The organism is Motilimonas eburnea (assembly GCF_021295345.1).
In the GTDB taxonomy this organism is placed as follows: domain Bacteria; phylum Pseudomonadota; class Gammaproteobacteria; order Enterobacterales; family CBDFNC01; genus Motilimonas; species Motilimonas eburnea.
On record NZ_JAIMJB010000003.1, the window covers coordinates 96,019 to 116,339 of the forward strand.

The 20,321-nt window shown below is 47.0% G+C and carries 20 protein-coding genes; 8 read left to right on the plus strand and 12 right to left on the minus strand.

All coding sequences use genetic code 11. From position 1 onward, the window contains the following. Positions 1 to 176: 176 nt before the first annotated feature. Both ilvB and ilvN read left to right on the plus strand, forming a co-directional pair. Positions 177 to 1,847 (plus strand): biosynthetic-type acetolactate synthase large subunit, encoded by a 1,671-nt coding sequence (ilvB, locus tag K6Y21_RS04115; RefSeq protein ID WP_233070474.1) that lies wholly within the window; start codon positions 177 to 179, stop codon positions 1,845 to 1,847. Then, positions 1,844 to 2,131 carry an acetolactate synthase small subunit gene (gene ilvN, locus K6Y21_RS04120; RefSeq protein WP_233070475.1) on the plus strand — a complete coding sequence of 96 codons (288 nt, stop codon included), beginning with the start codon at positions 1,844 to 1,846 and terminating at the stop codon, positions 2,129 to 2,131. The genes ilvB and ilvN overlap by 4 nt, the downstream gene beginning before the upstream one ends. 168 nt (positions 2,132 to 2,299) lie before the next feature. Here ilvN and chrA read toward each other — a convergent pair whose 3' ends face one another. From chrA to K6Y21_RS04140, 4 genes are all read right to left on the minus strand, one after another. Beyond that, complete coding sequence (gene chrA, locus K6Y21_RS04125; protein ID WP_233070476.1) at positions 2,300 to 3,454, minus strand: chromate efflux transporter; 1,155 nt, start codon at positions 3,452 to 3,454, stop codon at positions 2,300 to 2,302. A 324-nt stretch (positions 3,455 to 3,778) separates the two neighbouring features. Further along, complete coding sequence (locus K6Y21_RS04130) at positions 3,779 to 6,535, minus strand: heavy metal translocating P-type ATPase (protein WP_233070478.1); 2,757 nt, start codon at positions 6,533 to 6,535, stop codon at positions 3,779 to 3,781. Further along, positions 6,525 to 6,971: a MerR family transcriptional regulator gene (locus K6Y21_RS04135; RefSeq protein ID WP_233070480.1), complete on the minus strand. Its 447-nt coding sequence runs from the start codon at positions 6,969 to 6,971 to the stop codon at positions 6,525 to 6,527. Before K6Y21_RS04135 ends, K6Y21_RS04130 begins: the two co-directional genes overlap by 11 nt. Positions 6,972 to 7,294: 323 nt before the next feature. Beyond that, the gene (locus tag K6Y21_RS04140; RefSeq protein ID WP_233070481.1) at positions 7,295 to 7,888 is read right to left on the minus strand and encodes a DUF4202 domain-containing protein; all 594 of its coding nucleotides are present in this window, start codon (positions 7,886 to 7,888) and stop codon (positions 7,295 to 7,297) included. A 292-nt stretch (positions 7,889 to 8,180) separates the two neighbouring features. Here K6Y21_RS04140 and K6Y21_RS04145 point away from each other — a divergent pair, with 292 nt between their 5' ends. The 3 genes from K6Y21_RS04145 to K6Y21_RS04155 all read left to right on the plus strand — a co-directional run bounded on the left by K6Y21_RS04145 (position 8,181) and on the right by K6Y21_RS04155 (position 10,269). Continuing rightward, positions 8,181 to 9,200, plus strand: coding sequence for a Fic family protein (locus K6Y21_RS04145; RefSeq protein ID WP_233070483.1), 1,020 nt, complete (start codon positions 8,181 to 8,183; stop codon positions 9,198 to 9,200). Between the two features lie 136 nt (positions 9,201 to 9,336). Further along, complete coding sequence (locus K6Y21_RS04150) at positions 9,337 to 9,726, plus strand: cupin domain-containing protein (RefSeq protein WP_233070484.1); 390 nt, start codon at positions 9,337 to 9,339, stop codon at positions 9,724 to 9,726. Between the two features lie 192 nt (positions 9,727 to 9,918). After that, complete coding sequence (locus tag K6Y21_RS04155; protein ID WP_233070486.1) at positions 9,919 to 10,269, plus strand: hypothetical protein; 351 nt, start codon at positions 9,919 to 9,921, stop codon at positions 10,267 to 10,269. Positions 10,270 to 10,533: 264 nt separating this feature from the next. Here the strand turns inward: K6Y21_RS04155 and K6Y21_RS04160 are convergent, their stop codons facing one another. Further along, positions 10,534 to 10,923 carry a GFA family protein gene (locus K6Y21_RS04160; RefSeq protein WP_233070488.1) on the minus strand — a complete coding sequence of 130 codons (390 nt, stop codon included), beginning with the start codon at positions 10,921 to 10,923 and terminating at the stop codon, positions 10,534 to 10,536. A 327-nt stretch (positions 10,924 to 11,250) separates the two neighbouring features. On the opposite strand from K6Y21_RS04160, the gene K6Y21_RS04165 reads away from it, so the two are divergent. Next, the gene (locus K6Y21_RS04165) at positions 11,251 to 12,606 is read left to right on the plus strand and encodes an ATP-binding protein (RefSeq protein ID WP_233070489.1); all 1,356 of its coding nucleotides are present in this window, start codon (positions 11,251 to 11,253) and stop codon (positions 12,604 to 12,606) included. A gap of 35 nt (positions 12,607 to 12,641) precedes the next feature. Here K6Y21_RS04165 and nrdG read toward each other — a convergent pair whose 3' ends face one another. The 3 genes from nrdG to K6Y21_RS04180 form a co-directional block, all read right to left on the minus strand. Beyond that, a complete protein-coding gene (nrdG, locus tag K6Y21_RS04170) occupies positions 12,642 to 13,109 on the minus strand; it encodes an anaerobic ribonucleoside-triphosphate reductase-activating protein (protein ID WP_233070490.1) in 468 nt (155 codons plus the stop codon). 9 nt (positions 13,110 to 13,118) lie between these two features. Beyond that, a complete protein-coding gene (gene nrdD / locus K6Y21_RS04175) occupies positions 13,119 to 15,239 on the minus strand; it encodes an anaerobic ribonucleoside-triphosphate reductase (protein WP_233070492.1) in 2,121 nt (706 codons plus the stop codon). 298 nt (positions 15,240 to 15,537) lie between these two features. Then, entirely contained in the window at positions 15,538 to 15,870 is a 333-nt protein-coding gene (locus K6Y21_RS04180) for an HI1450 family dsDNA-mimic protein (protein ID WP_233070494.1), read from the minus strand. Between the two features lie 258 nt (positions 15,871 to 16,128). Between K6Y21_RS04180 and K6Y21_RS04185 the strand changes: the two genes are divergently transcribed. Both K6Y21_RS04185 and K6Y21_RS04190 read left to right on the plus strand, forming a co-directional pair. Continuing rightward, positions 16,129 to 16,323 (plus strand): hypothetical protein, encoded by a 195-nt coding sequence (locus tag K6Y21_RS04185; protein ID WP_233070495.1) that lies wholly within the window; start codon positions 16,129 to 16,131, stop codon positions 16,321 to 16,323. Positions 16,324 to 16,390: 67 nt separating this feature from the next. After that, complete coding sequence (locus K6Y21_RS04190; RefSeq protein WP_233070497.1) at positions 16,391 to 17,038, plus strand: DsbA family protein; 648 nt, start codon at positions 16,391 to 16,393, stop codon at positions 17,036 to 17,038. A 56-nt stretch (positions 17,039 to 17,094) separates the two neighbouring features. On the opposite strand, the gene K6Y21_RS04195 is transcribed toward K6Y21_RS04190, so the two are convergent. The 4 genes from K6Y21_RS04195 to hutI form a co-directional block, all read right to left on the minus strand. Continuing rightward, positions 17,095 to 17,289: a DUF4250 domain-containing protein gene (locus tag K6Y21_RS04195; protein WP_233070498.1), complete on the minus strand. Its 195-nt coding sequence runs from the start codon at positions 17,287 to 17,289 to the stop codon at positions 17,095 to 17,097. A gap of 105 nt (positions 17,290 to 17,394) precedes the next feature. Next, positions 17,395 to 18,297 carry a DMT family transporter gene (locus K6Y21_RS04200; RefSeq protein ID WP_233070501.1) on the minus strand — a complete coding sequence of 301 codons (903 nt, stop codon included), beginning with the start codon at positions 18,295 to 18,297 and terminating at the stop codon, positions 17,395 to 17,397. A gap of 274 nt (positions 18,298 to 18,571) precedes the next feature. Further along, positions 18,572 to 18,880, minus strand: coding sequence for a c-type cytochrome (locus K6Y21_RS04205; protein WP_233070502.1), 309 nt, complete (start codon positions 18,878 to 18,880; stop codon positions 18,572 to 18,574). A gap of 163 nt (positions 18,881 to 19,043) precedes the next feature. Next, on the minus strand, positions 19,044 to 20,228 hold the full coding sequence (hutI, locus tag K6Y21_RS04210) for an imidazolonepropionase (RefSeq protein ID WP_233070505.1): 1,185 nt from the start codon (positions 20,226 to 20,228) through the stop codon (positions 19,044 to 19,046). Between the last annotated feature and the right edge of the window lie 93 nt (positions 20,229 to 20,321).

Genomic DNA, 20,321 nt, shown 5'->3' on the forward strand with positions numbered 1-20,321 from the left:
TGAAACTGGCTATTGCTGCAAACCTAATCAAACAACTACAACACGTCGTCAGCGTCGTGGTTGTCGTCGTGGTTAGCTGTTTGCCGTAGCGGGTTTTACCGATTTAAACCCCCTTCGGCGCAAGCCCAAGGGGGTTTTTTTATGCCAAAAGAAATTGATAGCAAGAGAGGCAATAGATGAAAATTAGCGGTGCACAGCTCGTTATAAAATTACTTGAGCGTCAAGGTATTACGCAAATCGCTGGGCTTCCTGGTGGTGCCGCCCTACCGCTTTACGACGCCCTACCGGGTAGTAAAATTAAACATATACTAACCCGCCACGAACAAGGCGCAGGCTTTATTGCCGAGGGCATGGCGCGCGTCACCGGTAAACCAGCCGTGTGTTTTGCTAGTTCAGGGCCGGGTGCCACTAACCTGATCACCGCTATCGCCGACGCGCATCTTGACTCTATTCCTGTCATTGCTATCACAGGACAAGTGCCCAGCAGCATGCTCGGCACCGACGCTTTTCAAGAAATTGATACCTTTGGCCTAATGGTGCCCATTACCAAGCATAACTGGCTGGTCCGCTCAGCCGAAGAGCTACTGGAAGTGATCCCTGCTGCATTTCGTATCGCCTCTTCCGGTCGTCCAGGCCCTGTTGCGATTGATATTCCTAAAGACGTACAAAACCAAATCATAGAGATTGATGAGCTACCTGAGCCGGGTGTCGCTACGCCACTGCCACAACCCACACTGGCACAGCTACAGCAAATGCAACAAATGATCGCCCAAGCCGAGCGCCCTATGTTGATGGTCGGTGCGGGCGTTATCCAATCGAATAGCAGCGAAGCATTAGTTGCTCTGGCTGAAAAACTGGGCATTCCGGCTGTATCGACCTTCCTTGGCTTAAGTGTGTTCCCTCACGGTCATGAATTACACATGGGCATGCTAGGTATGCACGGCTCAAAGGGCAGTAATATTGCCCTTGAAGAATGTGATTTGTTAATCGGTGCAGGTGTGCGCTTTGACGACCGCGCTACCGGCAAAATCAGTGAGTTTTGCCCTCAAGCTGCGGTTTTACATATCGAAATCGATCGCAGCGAAATTGGCAAATTAAAAACCCCAACCCTCGCGGTAAATGCTGACGTTGGCGCCTGTATTAAAGCCCTACTTAACAACTGCGAACCGCAGCAACGCATTGAATGGGTGAGTCGCATTAAATGGTTAAATGAAAACCATGGCATTGCACTGCCAACCAATAACGACCTCACCAATCCTTATAGTGTGATCAAAACCGTGGCCGAAATCGTCGGTGATAACACCAATGTGCACACCGACGTAGGCCAACACCAAATGTGGACGGCGCAGGTTTATCCGTTTGTGCGCGACCGCCAATGGAGCAGCTCAGGCGGCCTTGGCACCATGGGTTATGGCCTACCCGCGGCGATTGGTGCGGCCCTTGCCGATCCCGAGCGCATGGCACTGTGTATCAGTGGTGACGGTAGCATCATGATGAACATTCAAGAGTTTGATACCGCCGTTGAGCACAACCTAAACGTAAAGGTAGTGGTGATTAACAATGCGCGTCTTGGCCTAGTTCGCCAGCAACAAGCCTTGTTTTATCAAGAAAATTTCTCTGCGGTAAATAACCGACGCACCGCAGATTTTGCCTTAATGGCCCAAGCCATGGGCGCCAGAGGCTTTGATTTGAGCAAGGCAACCGATGCCAAAGCCATGTTAACCGAAGCATTGAATACCCCGGGACCGGTACTCATCAACGTACCAATCTCAGAAGAAGAAATGGTATTTCCTATGGTGCCACCGGGCGCAGCCAACAAAGATTTAATTGAGGAGCGTAACGCATGAGTGATTTTAGCCAATGTGCCATCTTAGAGCTTAAAGTAAACAACCATCCGGGCGTTATGTCTCATGTGTGTGGTCTGTTTGCCCGCCGCGCGTTTAACGTGGAAGGCATCTTATGTATGCCGATGCAAGACAAACAGCACAGTAAAATCTGGCTGCTAGTGGGTGAAGATCAACGCCTAGATCAAATCACTCAGCAAACCCTGAAGCTCGAAGACGTGCTAGAAATCGCCCAGCACCCTTCCTGCCATCCGGTATTTGCGCAAATGATGCAGTTTGTAGAATAAAGCTATGAACCTTGTTGAACGATAAGTAACGTTTTCTTAAACGAATATCTGCCGCAGGGATGCGGCAGTTAAGCCATCATCAATTATTGATGGATGATTTCACGGCGTTTCGTATAAGAAAATGTTACTTGTGTTGGTCTAGTCGTTCAATCTCATGCTCACTGTTATTTAGCCAATAAGATGCAAACCTAAACCCAACACTAAGGCGCCAAACACCAACCACATCACCTTAAGTTTTAATCCCCTCAGGGCAAACAACCCTAAGATCACCGCCACCATATCCACAGCTGAAATCACCGCGCTGGTAAACACAGGTTGATACAAGGCCGCCAGCAACAAACCCACTACCGCGGCATTAATGCCCGCACTGGCACTGGCAAACCAAGGTTTAAGGGACAATTGCTGCCAGCTTTGCATAAAAGCGAGCACCAACAAAAAACCGGGCAAAAAGATAGCCAAGGTGGCCAATAGCGCCCCCCAGATTGGCGAAGCGTCTAAGTAGGCACCCAAAAACGCCGCCAAACTAAACATCGGCCCCGGCACAGCTTGCGCCGCCGCGTAACCAAACAAAAACGTATCTTGGCTCACCTGCCCGTGTAGGCTTTGCTCCAGTAACGGCAGCACCACATGACCGCCGCCAAACACCAAACTGCCCGCCTGATAAAAATCATTAAACAAGGCAAAACCACTGCCCAATTGAGTAAGCCAAGGCAGCCCTAAAAATAGCAAGATAAACAGCCCTAGCGCCCAGATTTTTACCTTCATCTTGCCACTGACATCGGATTCAATCGGCCCAGCTTGGTGCCACTTAAAACACACTAACGCCGCCACAATAAACACAACAAACTGCGTTGCTACGCCGGGCACGAGCAATAACGCAGCCGCACTCAATACCGCCATCGCCGTCAGCAAGCGCGTCTGACAAAAGCTGCGATACATATTGAGCACCGCATCAACCACCACCACCACGGCAAGCAGTTTTAAACCATGGATCACGGCTTGCAGCCAATCAGGCTGTTGCCCTTGGCTATAAAGGGCCAAACCCAATAGCAGCAAAAAGGAAGGTAAGGTAAACCCCAAAAAGGCAGCCATGCCACCCGCTAATCCTGCCCGTTTTAAGCCAAGCGCAAAGCCGACTTGGCTAGATCCCGGGCCGGGCAACATTTGGCTTAACGCCACTAGGCCTTGATAATCTTGCTCACTCAGCCACTTTTTTTCATCAACAAAGGCCTTTTTAAAATAACCAATGTGAGCAGCCGGGCCACCAAAGGAGTGCAGCCCAAGTAAGAAAAAGGAAGTAAAGATATCGACTACAGCTTTCATTTATACCACTACCTAAAAAAGCCAAATAGCGCATAATAAGACAGTTTTATGACAGTTAGATAACAAATCCCCCTCACCTTTACTTTCAATCAGCGAATAAATAGTTCTTAAGCGATAAGTGGCGATTTCTGATACGAATATCTGCCGCAGGGAAGCGGCAGTTCAGTCATCATCAATTATTGAAGGAAGATTTCACGGCGTTTCGTATCAGAAAATGCGACTTATCTATGCATGCGGCATCAATGCGCTTTCCCTCATTACTTGCCCCAAAACCACCAGACAATCAAAATAATCAGCGCGATACCTATCAAATTAACCCACATATCAAGGCTCCTTATGTGTTGTAAGGTTTGCTTTAGGTGAAAACCAGCGTAGTCGATTGGCATTGCTCACTACCGTCACCGACGATAGGGACATAGCCGCGCCGGCAATGATGGGGCTAAGTAACCAACCGGTAAAGGGAAACAACAAGCCCGCCGCAATGGGAATGCCTAAAGAGTTATAAATAAAGGCGCCCCACAAGTTTTGCTTAATATTGGTCATGGTGGCACTGCTGATAGCAATCACATCGGAAATACCGTGCAGCGAGCTGCGCATTAAGGTGATATCGGCGCTTTCAATCGCCACATCGGTGCCGCCGCCGATGGCAAAACCGACATCGGCTTGCGCCAGTGCGGGCGCATCATTAATGCCATCGCCCACCATGCCAACTACCTTGCCTTGGGCTTGCAAGCGCTTGATCCATTCAAGCTTATCCTGCGGTAGCTGATTAGCATGAAAAGCATCAATCCCCGTTTGCTGGGCGACTTGCTCGGCCGTGGCCGCGTTATCACCGGTTAACATCACCACTTCAATGCCTTGCTGATGAAAACGCGCAATTGCCGACTTCGCATCCTCACGGATAGGATCATTAATGGCAAAAATAGCTTCGACTTGATCGCCTAAAGCTAAAAAGACCAAGGTGCTGGCCTGCTGCGCTAGCTTCGCCAAGGCCTCACGGCAATCAATGTCAAATTGCGCCATCAACTGCTCATTGCCCAATAACACCCGCTGGCCTTGATAACTCGCTTGCACGCCAAGACCCGTTAATGAGGTAAAGTCAGTGACGGTGACCGAGTCAGCCTTGGTTTTTGCGTTATCCGCATACTCCAACAAGGCCTGCGCTAAGGGATGATTCGCCCCTTGCTCCACAGCGGTAACAATGTCTAGCAGTGGCTTATCTTGGGAAAGCGCATGATATTGCGTGACCTTAGGTTTGCCTTGGGTAATGGTGCCGGTCTTATCCAGTACCATTACATTGATTTCGCTGGCACGCTGCAAGGCGTCACCATGGCGAATTAAGCCGCCAAATTCCGCCGCTTTGCCCACGCCTATCATGGTCGAGATGGGGGTGGCTAAGCCCAATGCGCAAGGGCAAGCGATGATCAGCACCGCCGTTGCCGTCACTAGCATATAAACCAAACTGGGCGCGGGGCCAAAATTGTACCAAGCCAATGCGGTGAGAATGGCAATGATCATCACGCTAGGCACAAAGATCGCCGACACGCGATCGGCCAAATGACTAATCGGCGGCTTAGAGTTTTGCGCTTGGCTCACCAAATTAATGATTTGTGCCAGTACGGTTTCGCTGCCGACTTGCTTAGCCTCAAGTACAATACTGCCCGAGCCGTTCACCGTGCCCGCGGCAACCTTGTCACCCACTTGCTTAGCTACAGGGATGGGCTCCCCCGTCAACATGGCTTCATCTATGCTGGTTTCACCTTCGATCACAACGCCATCCACGGGCAGTTTTTCGCCAGCGCGCACTCGCACTAAATCACCAATAATGACTTGCTCTACCGGGAGTGAAACTTCTTCACCATTGCGGATCACCCGAGCGGTTTTTACCCGTAAATCCAATAAGCGTTTAATCGCCTGCGAGGTGCGCCCCCTTGCTTTTAGCTCTAAGGCCTGACCTAAATTAATCAAACCTAAGATCATCGCCGTTGCTTCAAAGTACAAGTGACGGCCACTGCTTGGCAGCCACTCGGGCGCCAGCACCACCAGCATCGAATACAGCCACGCCGTGCCAGTGCCCAGCGCAATTAAGGTGTCCATGGTGGCGTTTCGCGCAGTAAACGCACGCCATGCGCCGGTAAAAAAGTGTTTGCCGCTGTGCCATAAGATCAAGCCAGTTACCACGCCCACCACCAGCCAGCTAAGCTGCTCGCTGCTGGTGTTCACCTGCATTGAGCCACCCAGTAAACCATACAGCATCAACGGAATACCAAGCCCTAGCCCGATCCAGCTTTGCTTGATTTTACTTCGATATTCTTTTGCTTCACGGGCCTCTTTTTCTTGTTCGGCCACTTCACTATCAAAGATTTCTTTACCGTCATAGCCCGCGCCTTGGATGGCCTTGATCAGGGTGTTGGCATCATAAATGGAACTAATACTGGCGGTGCGGTTAGCAAAGTTAATGCTGACGGATCCCGACTGAACCTCAGGCAGGGCATGCAGGGCTTTTTCTATGGTATTGACGCAGCTGGCACAAGTTACGCCGATTAATGACAAATTAACGATTTGGGTATGAACTAAAGATTCAGACTCAGACGCAACCTTTACGGACTCTACTTCCTTGACTGCTGGCTTAGCACTACAAACCGCTTTGGTGACTTCCCCTTGCGGTGCTTGATTCTGCTGCTGATAACCCAGCTCGGCTAAGATCTGTTCTACATAACTTTCACTTAAACAGCTCTCAAGGGTTAAACGCTGCGCCGCAATATCTAACTTAACCTGAGCCGATGGATCGTCTTGTAAGATCCGCTTGGTAATTTTATTGACGCAAGACTGGCACGACACCTTAGCCGTGTTGGTTTCATAATGCTGCGCCGTAGCTAGCTTAGCTTGGTAGCCCGCGCCATTAATAATTTGAATCACTTCGGCTTGGCTTAATACCGAGCGCACCACGGCAAAGGTCTTAGTTGCATCAACCGTGAGATCTACATTCGCATCACGCTCAGTAAGGGCACTGCGAATTTTGTTAACGCACTTCATGCAATTAACGCCCGCCAGCGTCATGGCCATGGGATTATTTGTCATGTTCTTGCTCCTTTACATCAAGCTCCGCGCCCTGCTGCGACCAATTGGCAATCAAACAACAAATCGCTTGGCCGTTAGGCGCCATATCCGGCTTAGTGGCCCAATCGGCAAAGGTGGTTTCCATTAACTTAAGGTGGCGCTGCAACTGAGCGATTTTGTCTTTGGTGTCAGCAATTTTATCACTGAGCATTTGCCTCACTTTAGGGCAAGGCGAATCCTCACGTTGTGAGTGTTCAATAATGTCAGCAATGTCCTGCAGACTAAAACCGATACTGCGTGCATGATTGATAAAAATAAGCCGCTCTAATGCCGCGCTGTCGTAACGCTTATAGCCATTACTTGGGTCTTTCGTCGCGCTGAGTAACCCTTTGCGGGTGTAAAAGCGCACGGTTTCAGCCGTGACACCGGCCGCACGGGCAATTTCATTGGTCAGCATGATGTATCTCCACCTAGCTAATACAAGTTGTATTTAAGCATACAACCTAGGTGTAACACACAGGTCAAGGAGATATTTTAAATGGAAATATGATATCTGCTATTCAGAAAAGAGAGACTTTGAATTTAAGCGAAAAGCGTTTAAACAGAATATTCTGATAAGTGACATTTTCTTATACGAAACGCCGTGAAATCTTCCATCAATAATTGATGATGACCTAACTGCCGCTTCCCTGCGGCAGATATTCGTCTAAGAAAACGTCCCTTTTCATTCGGCTTGCCCAATAATATCTTTGGCAGCTGCAGCATAGACAATCGCCGCCCTTATTGGTCGGCCAGCGCCTTTTCGATCAGGGGAACCAAAGGCTGAGGCAAGGTGATATTACCGGCTAGCACAAAGGCATGAGCCTCTGGCGACATCTTTTTCCACGTGCGCTGTAAAATGCCTATCCATTTTTGCTCATCGTAATCGGGCTTAGTGGCGGCAAACGCCAACATGTAATGCTCAATAAACACCAAACTGGCGACATCTTCTACCAGCTGGCTATCTGGGTTTTTCTTAATTTGTTTTTTTGCCACAGCGGCATAAACCCGTTGCTGCGCATCGTCGTCATAGCCCACTTGCTGCATCAGCTGCGTGGCTTGCTCGGCGTGAAATAAATACAAGGCACTGCGCCATTGATGATAACCCTGCTTGTTCATCGGGAAATCGCTACGCGGCGAACACCAGCGTTTAATATGCTGCGCTCTTACTGCAATTTGCATTAACTCGTCAGCATCAGGCGCAAAGCGCGTTAGCATGTCGGTCATACGCTGTGAATACAGCAGCTCTTTCGGCCAACTTTTACCGTCAAACTCTTCTTGGTTAGGATCTTGGCTATTCGCTTGATCAATTAACTCAATAACTTGGCTAAACATAAGGCATTCCATTTATCTAGTATTCTCGGTATTTTATGCAGCTAGCCAAGATTAAGCTAGTTTGCTGTTATGCCAAGGGATTTCAGTAAGACAATAAACTAACCGCAGATAAGATTAAATTGACTGTGTTTGTGACAGGTAAATTTGTTAAATCGTACACTAACTCTAGGTAGACAGTGCAAATGCTCCTAGCCTTAGCTCATAAAATCATTACCGAGTAAGATTCGATTCAAGGTAAATAAATGAGTTAATGTTAGAATATCGGCAATGTTTTCAAATCAAGGTCTCGTAAATGCAGCCTCCATTTACCCTCAATAGTCACATTTTGTCGCTGGTGGCCGATATCAGTGAGCGCTTGGGTAAAATCTCTGTCACTCATTCAAATGACATAGATCTGCGCCTAAGACGGATAAACCAAGTGCGTACCATTCAAGGTACATTGGCGATTGAAGGTAATGAGCTAAGCGAAGCGCAGGTTACAGCCATACTCGCAGGTAAACGAGTATTAGCTCCGATAAAAGAAGTACAAGAAGCGAAGAATGCGATTGACGTTTACGAGCGCCTAAGTGATTGGGATCCACAAGTCGAATCTGATTTACTTAAAGCGCATCAGCGTCTAATGATGGGCATGATTGACTCAGCAGGTCGTTATCGCAATAGTGGTGTCGGCGTGATGAAAGACGGGCAAGTGATCCATATGGCTCCCCCCGCAGATCGCGTTGCAACACTGATGCGTGATTTATTTGCATGGTTAAAAACGAGTGATGATCATCCACTGATTAAAAGTTGTGTATTCCACTACGAATTTGAATTCATTCATCCATTTTCCGATGGTAACGGGCGTATGGGTCGGCTTTGGCAAACGCTCATTCTAAGCCACTGGCAACCGCTGTTTGCTGTCTTACCGGTTGAAAACTTGATCCACCAGCACCAACAAGCTTATTACCAAGCTATCAATCAAAGTACACGTGATACCGACAGCCGTGCCTTTATCGAATTTATGCTAACTATGATTAGGCATACCTTGGTTGAATTAGAACAAACTGACCTTAATTCTGCTGCCCCCCAAGTTAGCCTACATGTTACCCCCCAAGTTAAATTATTGCTCAGTCAGGTGGCAGGGGAAATGAGCCGCGAGCAGTTACAAAGCGCTTGTGAGCTAAAAGATCGTAAATCATTTACGGCAAGATACCTAAAACCCGCCCTTGAAGCTGGTTATATAGAAATGAGCATTCCAAATAAACCTCGCAGCCGCTCACAGCGTTACAGGCTCACCAAATTAGGTGATGAACTAAAAAGAAGGCCAGCATAAAAAGAACAGCAGCCCAGTAAAAGCGCCTACCTCGGTTGGTTTTATGGCCTCAAAAATACCGCCCCCCCAAAAATCCGAGGTATATTATTCAGCTCGCCAAGATTAAGCTAGTTTGCTGTTATGCCAAGGGGGCAACTTGACGGTTATTTCAAAACAAAATTCCGAGCATTATCACTGGGGTGAAGGGTGCGATGGTTGGCATCTGGTTAAATCCAACACCTTAAGCGTTATCCAAGAGCGCGTACCACCCGGCGGCAGTGAGATACGCCATCTGCACCAACACGCAGAGCAATTTTTCTACGTGCTGTCTGGCACTGCAACCTTAGAGGTCGATGGTGAAACCCACCACTTAACGGCCTATCAAGGACTGCATGTCCCCCCTAATACGCCTCATCAGTTAAGCAACCTAGGCCAAGAGGATTTACATTTTATCGTTACTTCAACTCCGCCTAGTCATGGTGATAGGGTGATGATTGATTCACCACTAGTCGAAGCAGGAACTGACAACACCTTACTAAAAACTTAAACTATTGATTTAGCTTAGATTATAAGGTTTAACTGATTTAATTGGCATATCAAAGAAGCCTGTTCTGAATGGTTAAATAGCTGTTTACCTTATATAAAAACAGTGTGATCATTAAGAATATGTTTTTTAAGTCCCTTTGGGACTTATCATCCTATTCTGAAATCTAATAGCAATTAACGGTGAGAGGGAACAATGAGCTACGATTTAAACTTCTGGAAAGAAGAAAAGCCGATGAACGTTGAACCGCTACAAATATATAAAGATCTCTGTGAAGGGCTAACAGTTGAGGGACTTTGTATAATACCAGCTCCTGATTTTTTAAATCGTATAGCAGAAGCGTTTCCAAACTCAGAAATAGAAGAAGATGGATCTGTCTTTTGGGAAAATGACGAGAACTCTTTCCATGCGACCAGTGGAACCCAGCACGTGCGAGTTGATTGTTACGGTACAATTGGAGAATGGATGAACGTATTCATCGATATAGCAAACGAGTTTGATATGCCTCTTTACGACCCACAAGTTAATGAGAGATTTTCTGGCTGAATCACAACAAATATGCGACAAACATTTTAAATACGGAGATAGATCTAAGTTCAACTGAACAACTAGCGATCACGGTGGTAGAGCGAGGTGCTGGTCTAAACAGTTAGAGGCGCTTTCTTATGAATCATCACAGCTTACTTAAGTTTGTGATTATCTAGAGCAAAGTTTAAAAAACTAAGAATGCCCCACAAAAATCTAAAAGTGCCGTAGAGCCGACACTGTATTCAGAGCTTGGATTATCCTCGAAGTTTTCTGAGTAAAATCCTAAGGCACACCCTGCTCTAAGCTCGGCATCTCATTCAAACTATCAAGCCAAGTTAGCTTGGTGGATGTATAGAGATTAACCTCGGCGGGTAGCGCCTCTGTTTGGTCTAACGCGCCAAGGTAGAGCATATTGAGCCCGTTGAAGCGCTGGTTTTGATTGTAAATCGGGCTACAGCATTGGCTGCACACAAACTTAGTTGCCCTGTCTGTCAGCGTGATAGATTTTAGTTGGCCGCTGAGTAGTTTGAAGTCATTAGCTAGGCTGACGGCATAGGTGGAAAATGACGCGCCATTCATTTTACGGCATAGATTACAGTGGCAGTTGACCACCTTTTTTACCTCGCCCAACAGCTCAAATTTCACATCCTGACAATGGCAACTTCCCTGCATCACTCAACCTCGCGAATATTTTTAGCATTAAAATAATAACTTAGCATAAGTGGAGAGACTGGACACTCATTGTTTGGATTATTGCTGCAAACTCTAGGGCGATTAGGTTTATCGCAGCATGACTGCTGCTCCTACGCTAGATTAATTTGGTCAGTAGCAAGCAGCCGAAAGCACAGACATTCACTCGACTTAACCATGGCTAACATCACTCTAATAAGAATCAATGTTCGTAAAGTTACTGTAAAAAAAGTTACTGTAAAAATATTTACATTAACTTAATTCCCACCTACCATGTTAGATAACGATGAAGTGATACGGAGGCCTAGGATGGACAAGTTTTATAATCGTCAAGCAGAGCTGAGTGCCTTGCAGGCTGTTTCAACTAACCTGACGGAAACAAAAGGTCAGTTAAGTGTCATGGTTGGCCGTCGGCGTGTTGGCAAAACCCGCTTGCTCAATGAAGCCTTCCAACGTGGTAATATCCCCTTCCTTTACCTATTTATCAGCAGAAAAAGTGAAGCGTCTTTGGTGGCTGAGTTTGCGGAGATCATCAAAAATGAGCTAGGGGCTAAGTTTTTCCAGCCGCAATCTCTTAGGGATATTATTGATTATCTGTTAGATCACACCAAGAGCACGCCGTTAACCGTGGTTATTGACGAGTTCCAAGACATAGATATTGTTAATTCCAGTTTGTTTTCAGACATACAAAATTTATGGGATAGCAATAAACGAAACGCCATGATCCACCTCGTTTGCTGTGGTTCTCTTTACAGCATGATGACCAAGATCTTCAAAGGTAAGGATGAGCCGTTATTCAATCGTGACGATCGCTTTTTTAAGATCCAGCCTTTACAACCCTCGTATTTTGCCGAGATCATGCAAGATCATCAGCAATTTGATGCTGAGAATATGCTGCGCTGGTGGTGCCTATCTGGGGGGATCCCTAAATATCTCGAGTGGCTAACGCGATTTTCAGCTCAAAGTGACGACTTATTTGAGGCCGTGATCTCAGAGTTTTCACCTTTGATTAAGGAAGGTACACACCGACTGGTGGAGGATTTTGGCTCTGAGCATCGCGTTTATTTTGATATTTTAGGCGCCATCTCCAAAGGCCATACTAGCCGAGCAAAAATCGAGAACTTCTTAAATATGAGCGTTGGCGTGCACCTAGAAAAGCTTGATGACGTCTTTGATGTCATCACCAAAAAGCGCCCCATTAGCTCAAAAGAAAACTCTCGCGATATTCGCTACGCTATTTCAGATCCTTTCTTAAACTTCTGGTTTAGGTTTATCCATGCCAACAAAAGCGCCGTTGAAATGGAAAACTACGATTATATCAGACGCTACATAGCGCGTGACTTCGACGTCTATTCAGGGCTTGAACTTGAAAATCTGTTCACCGCGATTTTGGTTGAATCTAAACAGTTTGGCAAAATTGGCGGCTATTGGGATGCCAAAGGGCACAACGAGATTGATATCGTTGCCATCAATGATTTAGATAAGAAGGTGCTGATTGCCGAAGTAAAAAGGCAGCAAAAGCGCTATAGCGAAACAAAATTGATTGAGAAATCCCACCAGCTATTACAAAAGATGAACCTAAAAGGCTACCAGCTCGAATACAGAGGCTTTTCGCTAGATAATCTAGTAACGGTAATGGAAGAATATAAAGCACCAGCAAAATAAGCATTTTTAGCTGATGATTGAGGCTTCCACTCAACCTACTCACTTAAAGTATGAATGATCTGATTACTGCTGCCGCGCCATTTAAGGCTCGGGTCGGCGAGTTCTTGCTCGAATGGGCCGTCGATCAGCACATCCACTAATTCCACCACTTTTTGCTGGGCTGGGCTAAGCTCGGCCAAGGTGTAGCCCGTCCAGCACCAGATATCTTTGCCTTGGGTGCGCGCTTTGACTTGCTGCAATAGATCTAACACGGCATCGAGGTTGTTGGGGTGCAGCGGGTCGCCGCCAGAGAGGGACAAGCCGCGGCGCTTGATCCTAGGATCGTTAAGATCCTTGATGATGGTGTCTACCATGCTTTGATCAAAAGGCTGGCCCGCATCGCAGCGCCACGTGGCTTGGTTGTAGCAGCCCTTGCAGGCATGCTCACAACCCGACACAAACAAGGTACAGCGGGTGCCGAGCCCATTTACCACATCCACGCTGTAATATTTTTGATAATGCATCAGCTTAGCTTAAAGATGTTTAACACGGCGCTGCACTTCTTCTTGCTTGCCGTCGTTAAATGGCCTTGCGTCAGGGCTACCTAAGTAACCACAAACACGACGCGTCACTGATACCGTTGCAGGGTTATGATTGCCACAAGACGGACAGGTGAACCCCTTACTGGTGCAATCGAATTCGCCAGTAAAGCCACAATCGTAACATTCATCTATCGGCGTGTTGGTACCGTAATAAGGCACGCGCTCAAAGGCGTAATCCCACACATCTTCTAGCGCTTCAAGGTTGTGCTGCATATTGGGGTATTCGCCGTAGCAAATAAATCCGCCATTAGTGATATCTGGGTAAGCCATTTCAAAGTCGATCTTGTCAAATGGGTTGACCTTTTTCTCCACATCAAGATGGAAACTGTTGGTGTAATACCCCTTATCGGTAACACCATCAATCACGCCAAAGGTTTTGGTATCGAGCTTACAAAAACGGCTACAGAGGTTTTCACTTGGCGTCGAATATAGGCTAAAGCCATAGCCTGATTCTTGCTTCCACTGGTCGGTCGCGGCGCGTAAGGTACGCACGATATTCAGGGCTTTTTCACGCAGCTCATTATCGTCGTACACGTGGGTATCAGTGCCATACAAGGCTTGTACGGTTTCATGTAAGCCGATGTAACCTAATGAAATAGAGGCACGGCCATGTTTGAAGATCTCGCTGATATCATCATTGGGTTTGAGCCTTACGCCGCAGGCACCTTCCATGTAAAGAATCGGCGCAACGCGGGCTTTAACGCCTTCCAAACGGCTAATGCGTGAATCTAGTGCCGCCTTGGCAATGGCCAAACGCTTATCTAAGATCTTGTAAAAACGGCGCTCACTGCCCTTGGCTTCAATGGCAATACGCGGCAGGTTTAGGCTCACCACCCCTAGGTTATTGCGCCCTTCGTGGATCAGCTCGCCATCTTGTTCATATACGCCTAAAAAGCTGCGACAACCCATCGGGGTCTTGAACGAGCCCGTCACTTTCACTATTTGTTCGTAATTGAGAATGTCGGGGTACATGCGCTTAGACGCAGACTCGAGCGCCAATTGCTTAATGTCGTAGTTAGGATCGCCCGGCTTGTGATTCAGCCCGCCTTTGATGGCAAACACTAGCTTAGGGAAAATTGCAGTTTTCTTGTTTTTACCTAAACCAGCTATGCGGTTTTTCAAAATCGAGGTTTGAATTAAGCGCGCCGCCCAGCTGGTGCCAAGGCCAAAACCAAAGGTCACAAACGGCGTTTGACCGTTAGCGGTGTGTAAGGTGTTGACTTCATATTCTAGGGACTGAAACGCATCGTAACACTCTTTTTCGGTGCGATTGCGAGCAAAGCCTTCGGCATCGGGTACTTGCCATTCGTTCGCCAGCGCCACGTTTTTCTCGTAGCTGGCTTCCACATAAGGGGCAAGTACTTCATCAATGCGGTTGATAGTGGTGCCGCCATAAATATGGCTGGCCACTTGGGCAATAATTTGCGCCGTCACAGCAGTGGCCGTAGCAATGGATTTCGGTGTTTCAATTTCCGCGTTACCCATTTTAAAGCCATGGGTCAGCATGCCGTTTAAGTCAATCAACATGCAGTTAAACATAGGGAAAAACGGCGCGTAATCGAGATCGTGATAATGAATTTCGCCCTTCTCATGAGCCTTGACGATTTCTTTTGGCAGCATATGACGGGTAGCGTAGTGTTTAGCGACTATGCCCGCTAACAAATCGCGCTGAGTCGGGATCACCTTGCTGTCTTTATTGGCGTTTTCATTCAAGATAGAGGCGTCACTTTGCTCCACTAAGCCACGAATTTGCATGGCTAAACGGCCCTTTTTCTCCCGCACCGAATCGCGGTCGTGGCGATACTCAATGTAATGGCGTGCCACCTCTTTGTAGTCGCTGGCCATCAATTGGTTTTCAACCGTGTCTTGCAGCTCATGAATATCCACTTCATAGCGCTGAGCGAGCTCTTGGGCTACATTTTCGGCAATGGTTTGGGCGTAGCGCTCATCGGGCTCAAGCACGTTTTCCATGGCACATAATACGGCAGCTTTAATTCGGTTAAGATCAAAAGGCACACGCGCGCCATCGCGCTTTATGACGACAGGTTTCAAAGCAGAAACTCCTAAATATGAAAAGGCCACACACTAAATGTGGGCTTAGAAAGATTCAAGGAACACTAGATGTTGTGTATTAGGCGAAAAATCGTCGTTGAAAGCGTTGATCTGGATCAACTCTCAAACAGGATATGTTTGGCTTTTTGCTAATTGAGATTAGGGTCAAATTTGACAATTATTTTTGCTTTTTTGCTTGCTTCAATGCCAAGGCTTGGTGCGCTTGGCATCGCTAAAAATCAAGCAAAAATACTGTGATATGTTGCGCTTTTTTACCGCATCAAGATTTTTACTCGGTCTACTCTGTGTCTGCCTGTTTCCATAATATATGGCAAAATTTTTCGTCTTTATCCTTGCTGATCAACAAACGCGCATAGACATCACTTAGCTCGTCTTGCTCATCCACTAAGCCAACCACGACTTCGGCATATTCGTCTTCTTCCACTTCAAAGCCAACATGCTCGTCCCAGTCAAACCCCACCGCGACCAAATCGGCGGCGCCTTTTTCTTCAAATTGAGCCCCCAGTAAGATCATGTCGGCAGGATCCAGGTTATCACCCGCCATATCGATAAATATCTCATATGCCACATCAATTAATTCGTCTGGGCTAAGTTGGTTGTTTGCTGTCATGAAGATCTCCTAAATAGTTGACGAAATTAGAGCATGCAATCGGAGACAAAGAAACCTAATTTTGCCAGTCAATACAGCCAAAAAATATTTAAAAAAAATTTTTTTTAGCTTGAAATCTTGTCAGCCTAGCAGGGATAAGGACGCCAAGGGAGGGGCTAAATCACTTAGCATCAATATTGATAACTTGTCTCATTTGGCTACTTTTTTTGTCAATTTTATCTCCTATACTGATTCTTGTATGTCACTTAGGAGGCGCCCATGATAGGTAAAATTGCTGCTTATTCCGTTGCTGGCAGGCCAAGCCAACACGCTGGAATCATTACGTTTTTCAACCAAAACACCGATGAAGTCACGATCCGAGATTTTGAAGGCAACATCTGGAATGGCTGGGGCTATCAAATACAACTACTGTCATCGCAAGAGCCAAAGGTAAAAGCGCAATTACCTAGCTGATCTCCCCTAGAGACTCGGCGCTAGCTTTGTTATGCTGCGCCCTCTTTAACCACTTTTTTGTAGACTCATGAACAAGATTATCTATATTGCCGATCCCATGTGCAGCTGGTGCTTTGGCTTTAGCAGCGAATTTGAAAAGCTTCGCTCTGCCTTGCCAGAATATTCATTCGAGTTAGTTGTAGGAGGCCTTCGCGCTGGCCCTGACGCCCAACCACTCGATGATAGGCTGGCGCAAGAACTATCCCATCATTGGCAAAAAGTCACCGCTATGACAGGTCAAACCATCGGCAATAAGCTCATCGAGCAGGTTGGCCAATTTGTTTATGACACTGAGCCCGCTTGCCGCGCTGTTACCTTAATGGGTGAAGCGGCGCCTAAACACCAATTTGATTATTTGCTGGCGATCCAGCAAGCGTTTTACTTGCATAGTAAAGACATTACTCAACCGGAAGTGTTAGCCGAGCTGGCCACGCCTTGGTTAGCGGCGGATTTCTTCCTTGAGCTATTTAGCAGCGAAGCCATGATTGAAGCCACCGAGCAAGACTTCCAATTATCAAGACAGTGGCAAGTCTTTAGTTACCCCACCTTGGTGTACTCAACCGAAGATCGAATGGTGTTGCTTTCTCAAGGCTATGCTAAAGCGGACGCAATAGAACAAGGCATCAAGCAAATCGAGCAGCAAATAGCTGAGCAAGAACAAGCGGATGATCAATAAGCTTAAGGGGCCGAGTTAGGCCCCTTATTCGTGTTAATACTTATCTGGATGCAGTGCTAGCGAGATTTAAACTGGTTGGTCAGAAAATCATACTGATAACCTATCGCCGATAGCTTATCTTCCAACCCTTCTCTGGGGATATCAAACTGCCCCACCAAGTCTTCCAAATCCTCGCACTCAATACGCAGTTGCTCGTTGACTATGCTCAACAGAATGTGACTATCCATACTATGAAAGCGACTTAGATCCATGCTGTTTCCCCCCTCTCTCGGTGCTCATCAAAAAGTTTAGTCCACTGATAGCAAAACAGTTAAAAAAACAACAAGGTTCAAATTAAAAACGTAAACCAGTTAACGTTATGCCAACTTACTGGCCTTTGGGCTCACAATCGCAAGGGCAATGCCCCCTAACACCAGCGCAGTTGCTAAGGTTAACGACCAAGACCAAGTTTCATGAAGTAACAACACGCCTAGGATGGCTGCGATGATCGGCACAGTGAGTTGATACAAGCCCGCTTGTACCGCGGTTAATTGAGGCAACAAGCTGTACCACAGAGCATAGCCGCATGCCGATGCCACCACACCCGATAAACACGCTAATACAATGCCAGCAGCGGAGCTCCCTTGCGACCAATCAAACCAAGGCAGTAATAATAAACTGAGCAAGGCAGCGCGGATAAAATGCAGGCGACTTAACATGAGCACCTTGCCCTGACCGCTTCGTTTACCCAATAAGGTATAAGCACCCCATGCCATCCCAGCCACCGTCATTAACACCGCAGCCGATACATCAGGCCAAACGCTACCGGGTAAGAATAAAACGCATAGCCCCAGCAGCGCCAATAACATACCAAGCCATTGCCAAATACTGGGCTTGGCGCCCATAAAGAAACTGGCCACGAATAAGGTTATTTGCACCCAAGCGAACAAAATCAATGCGCCTAAGCCAGCCCCTAAACTCAAATAAGCAAATGAAAACCCCGCCGCATAAATAAGTAAAAAAATGGCTCCCCACCAGCTCACCTGAGCTTGCCCTGCGCTATTCGATTGACCTTTGTTTTGTGTCAACCAAACCAGCGCAATTAAAGTGAGTGCGCCAGAGCTTAGCCGGATCAAGGTAAACTCGCCTGCGGCAACTAAGTTTTCAGCTAAGGCTAAACGGCAAAAAATTGAGTTGGCAGCAAAAAGCAGTAAGGTCAGGCCAAGGCGTGACCAAAAGTGTATGGAATGAGTAGCGGTAGAGTCGAAAGGCTGGTTCATGGGCTATCTCTTTAAAAAAACAAATGATAGCCCTTAGCAAGCTCAGCTGCCACTGTCTAGCAACCTCGCATAGCCACCTGTGGGAGGTGAGCTCGCGAAAACGGCACAACTCACACTTAAATATATAATTCCCTGAGCAAGCTCAGGTCCCACTGTCTAGCAACTCCAGATAATCACCTGTGGGAGGCAAGCTCGCTCGGCGAAAACAACACAGCTCACACTTAATTATACATTTCCCTGAGCAAGCTCAGGTCCCACAAGCTCGCGATCAAACTTATTTTAGCGAAGCGTAATAAGCCGCTAAATCTGCAATATCTTCATCAGACAATGCCGCCGCGTTGGCTTGCATCACCGCCGCCATGCCGCCGGTGCGCTCTTTGTTTTTGTAAGCTTTTAATGATGACACTAAATAAGCTTCATTTTGCCCTGCCAGATTAGGGTAAACCGGCACACTCGCTATGCCTGCCTCACCATGACAAGCAACGCAAGTCGCTGATTTTGCCTTACCCGCTTCAGCGTCACCCGCCTGTGCTAAGCCCGGAAGACACGCTAACAGAGACAAACCTAATAACACTTTTTTCATTATTTATTATCCTTCACATTGCAGGTTATCTTAAAAATCATTTTATATTAGCAGCTTGAGCAACAATTAAGGCTACTCAGATCAACTAACATCGCGCTAAAACAAGTTTAGCTTAAGTGATCTTACCTTGGTAAATACGTTGATAAACGTGATTTAGTCCATATTACAAACAGACATCTTGGGGTGAGCGAATATCCCATGCCACCATATTGGCCACCTTACCCACCTCAAGGGAGCCCTCTAGGTGGTCAACGCCGAGCGCCCGGGCTGCATTAAGGGTGATCCCTTGAAAAGCTTCTTCGGCACTTAATCCAAAGTGAATACAGGCCATATTAGCGGCTAGCAGTAAAGAAAGCAGTGGTGAAGATCCCGCATTGTAATCACTGGCAATGGCCATATTGACCTTGTATTCACGCATCAAGGCAATAGGCGGCAAGCGTTTGAGTTGTAGATAATAATGACTTAATGGCAACAAAATGGCGCAACTATCATAAGTCGCCAGCGCCTTTACGCCGTGCTCATCAAGATAATTCAAATGCGCAACCGCTTTTGCCCCCTGAGAGGCGGCTAAAGAAGCACTGTGCAACAAGCGAAATTGCTCTGCGTGGGCACGAATCGCGAGTTTATGAAACTTGGCCACTTCAAAAATGGGCTTGGCCATGCTTAAACTAAACGCATTAGGGTCACAAAAAATATCCACGGTATCCATTAACTGTTGCTCTGCAAGCGCCGGGATCATTTGCTGACACAAGAGCGCAATATAAGCATCCTCTTTGCCTTGATATTCAGCGGGAAACACGTGGGCACCAAGAAAGGTAGTAGACACACTAATGGGCAAGGCTTTTTCAATCGCTTTTGCCACTTTCAGCATTTTAGTTTCAGTTTCTAAATCAAGGCCATAACCCGATTTTATCTCGATTCGAGTCACCCCTTCTTGAATCAGCTTCTTCACTTTTGGCAGGGCAATATCTAATAATTGACGCATACTCGCTTGACGAGTTTCACGTACCGTGGCGTGAATTCCCCCGCCTTGCGCTAATAAGTCTAAATAAGGCACTCCCCGCTGCATCAGTTCAAAATCATCACTGCGATCACCGGCAAACACCAAATGGGTATGGCTATCAATCAAGCCCGGAGATAGCCAGCGCCCTTGCAAGTCAATCACGGTTTGATCCGTTAATTCACTGGCATCCCATTCCGACATCGGAGCAATACAGCAAATAAAGCCATCAGCGACACCGACGGCACAACTGCGCTGCGTACCAAAGCGAGTGGGCACGTTAGCATCAAAACTGATTAACTCAGCATTAATCCAAATGGTGGAACACTGTGCAAAGGTGATGTTCATTCAAGATCCCAAAAAGTTGATACAAAACGGGCCTGTATCAACTTCTAGTTCATAACCCTGCACAGGGCAAATTGGAATAACAAATAAGCGGGT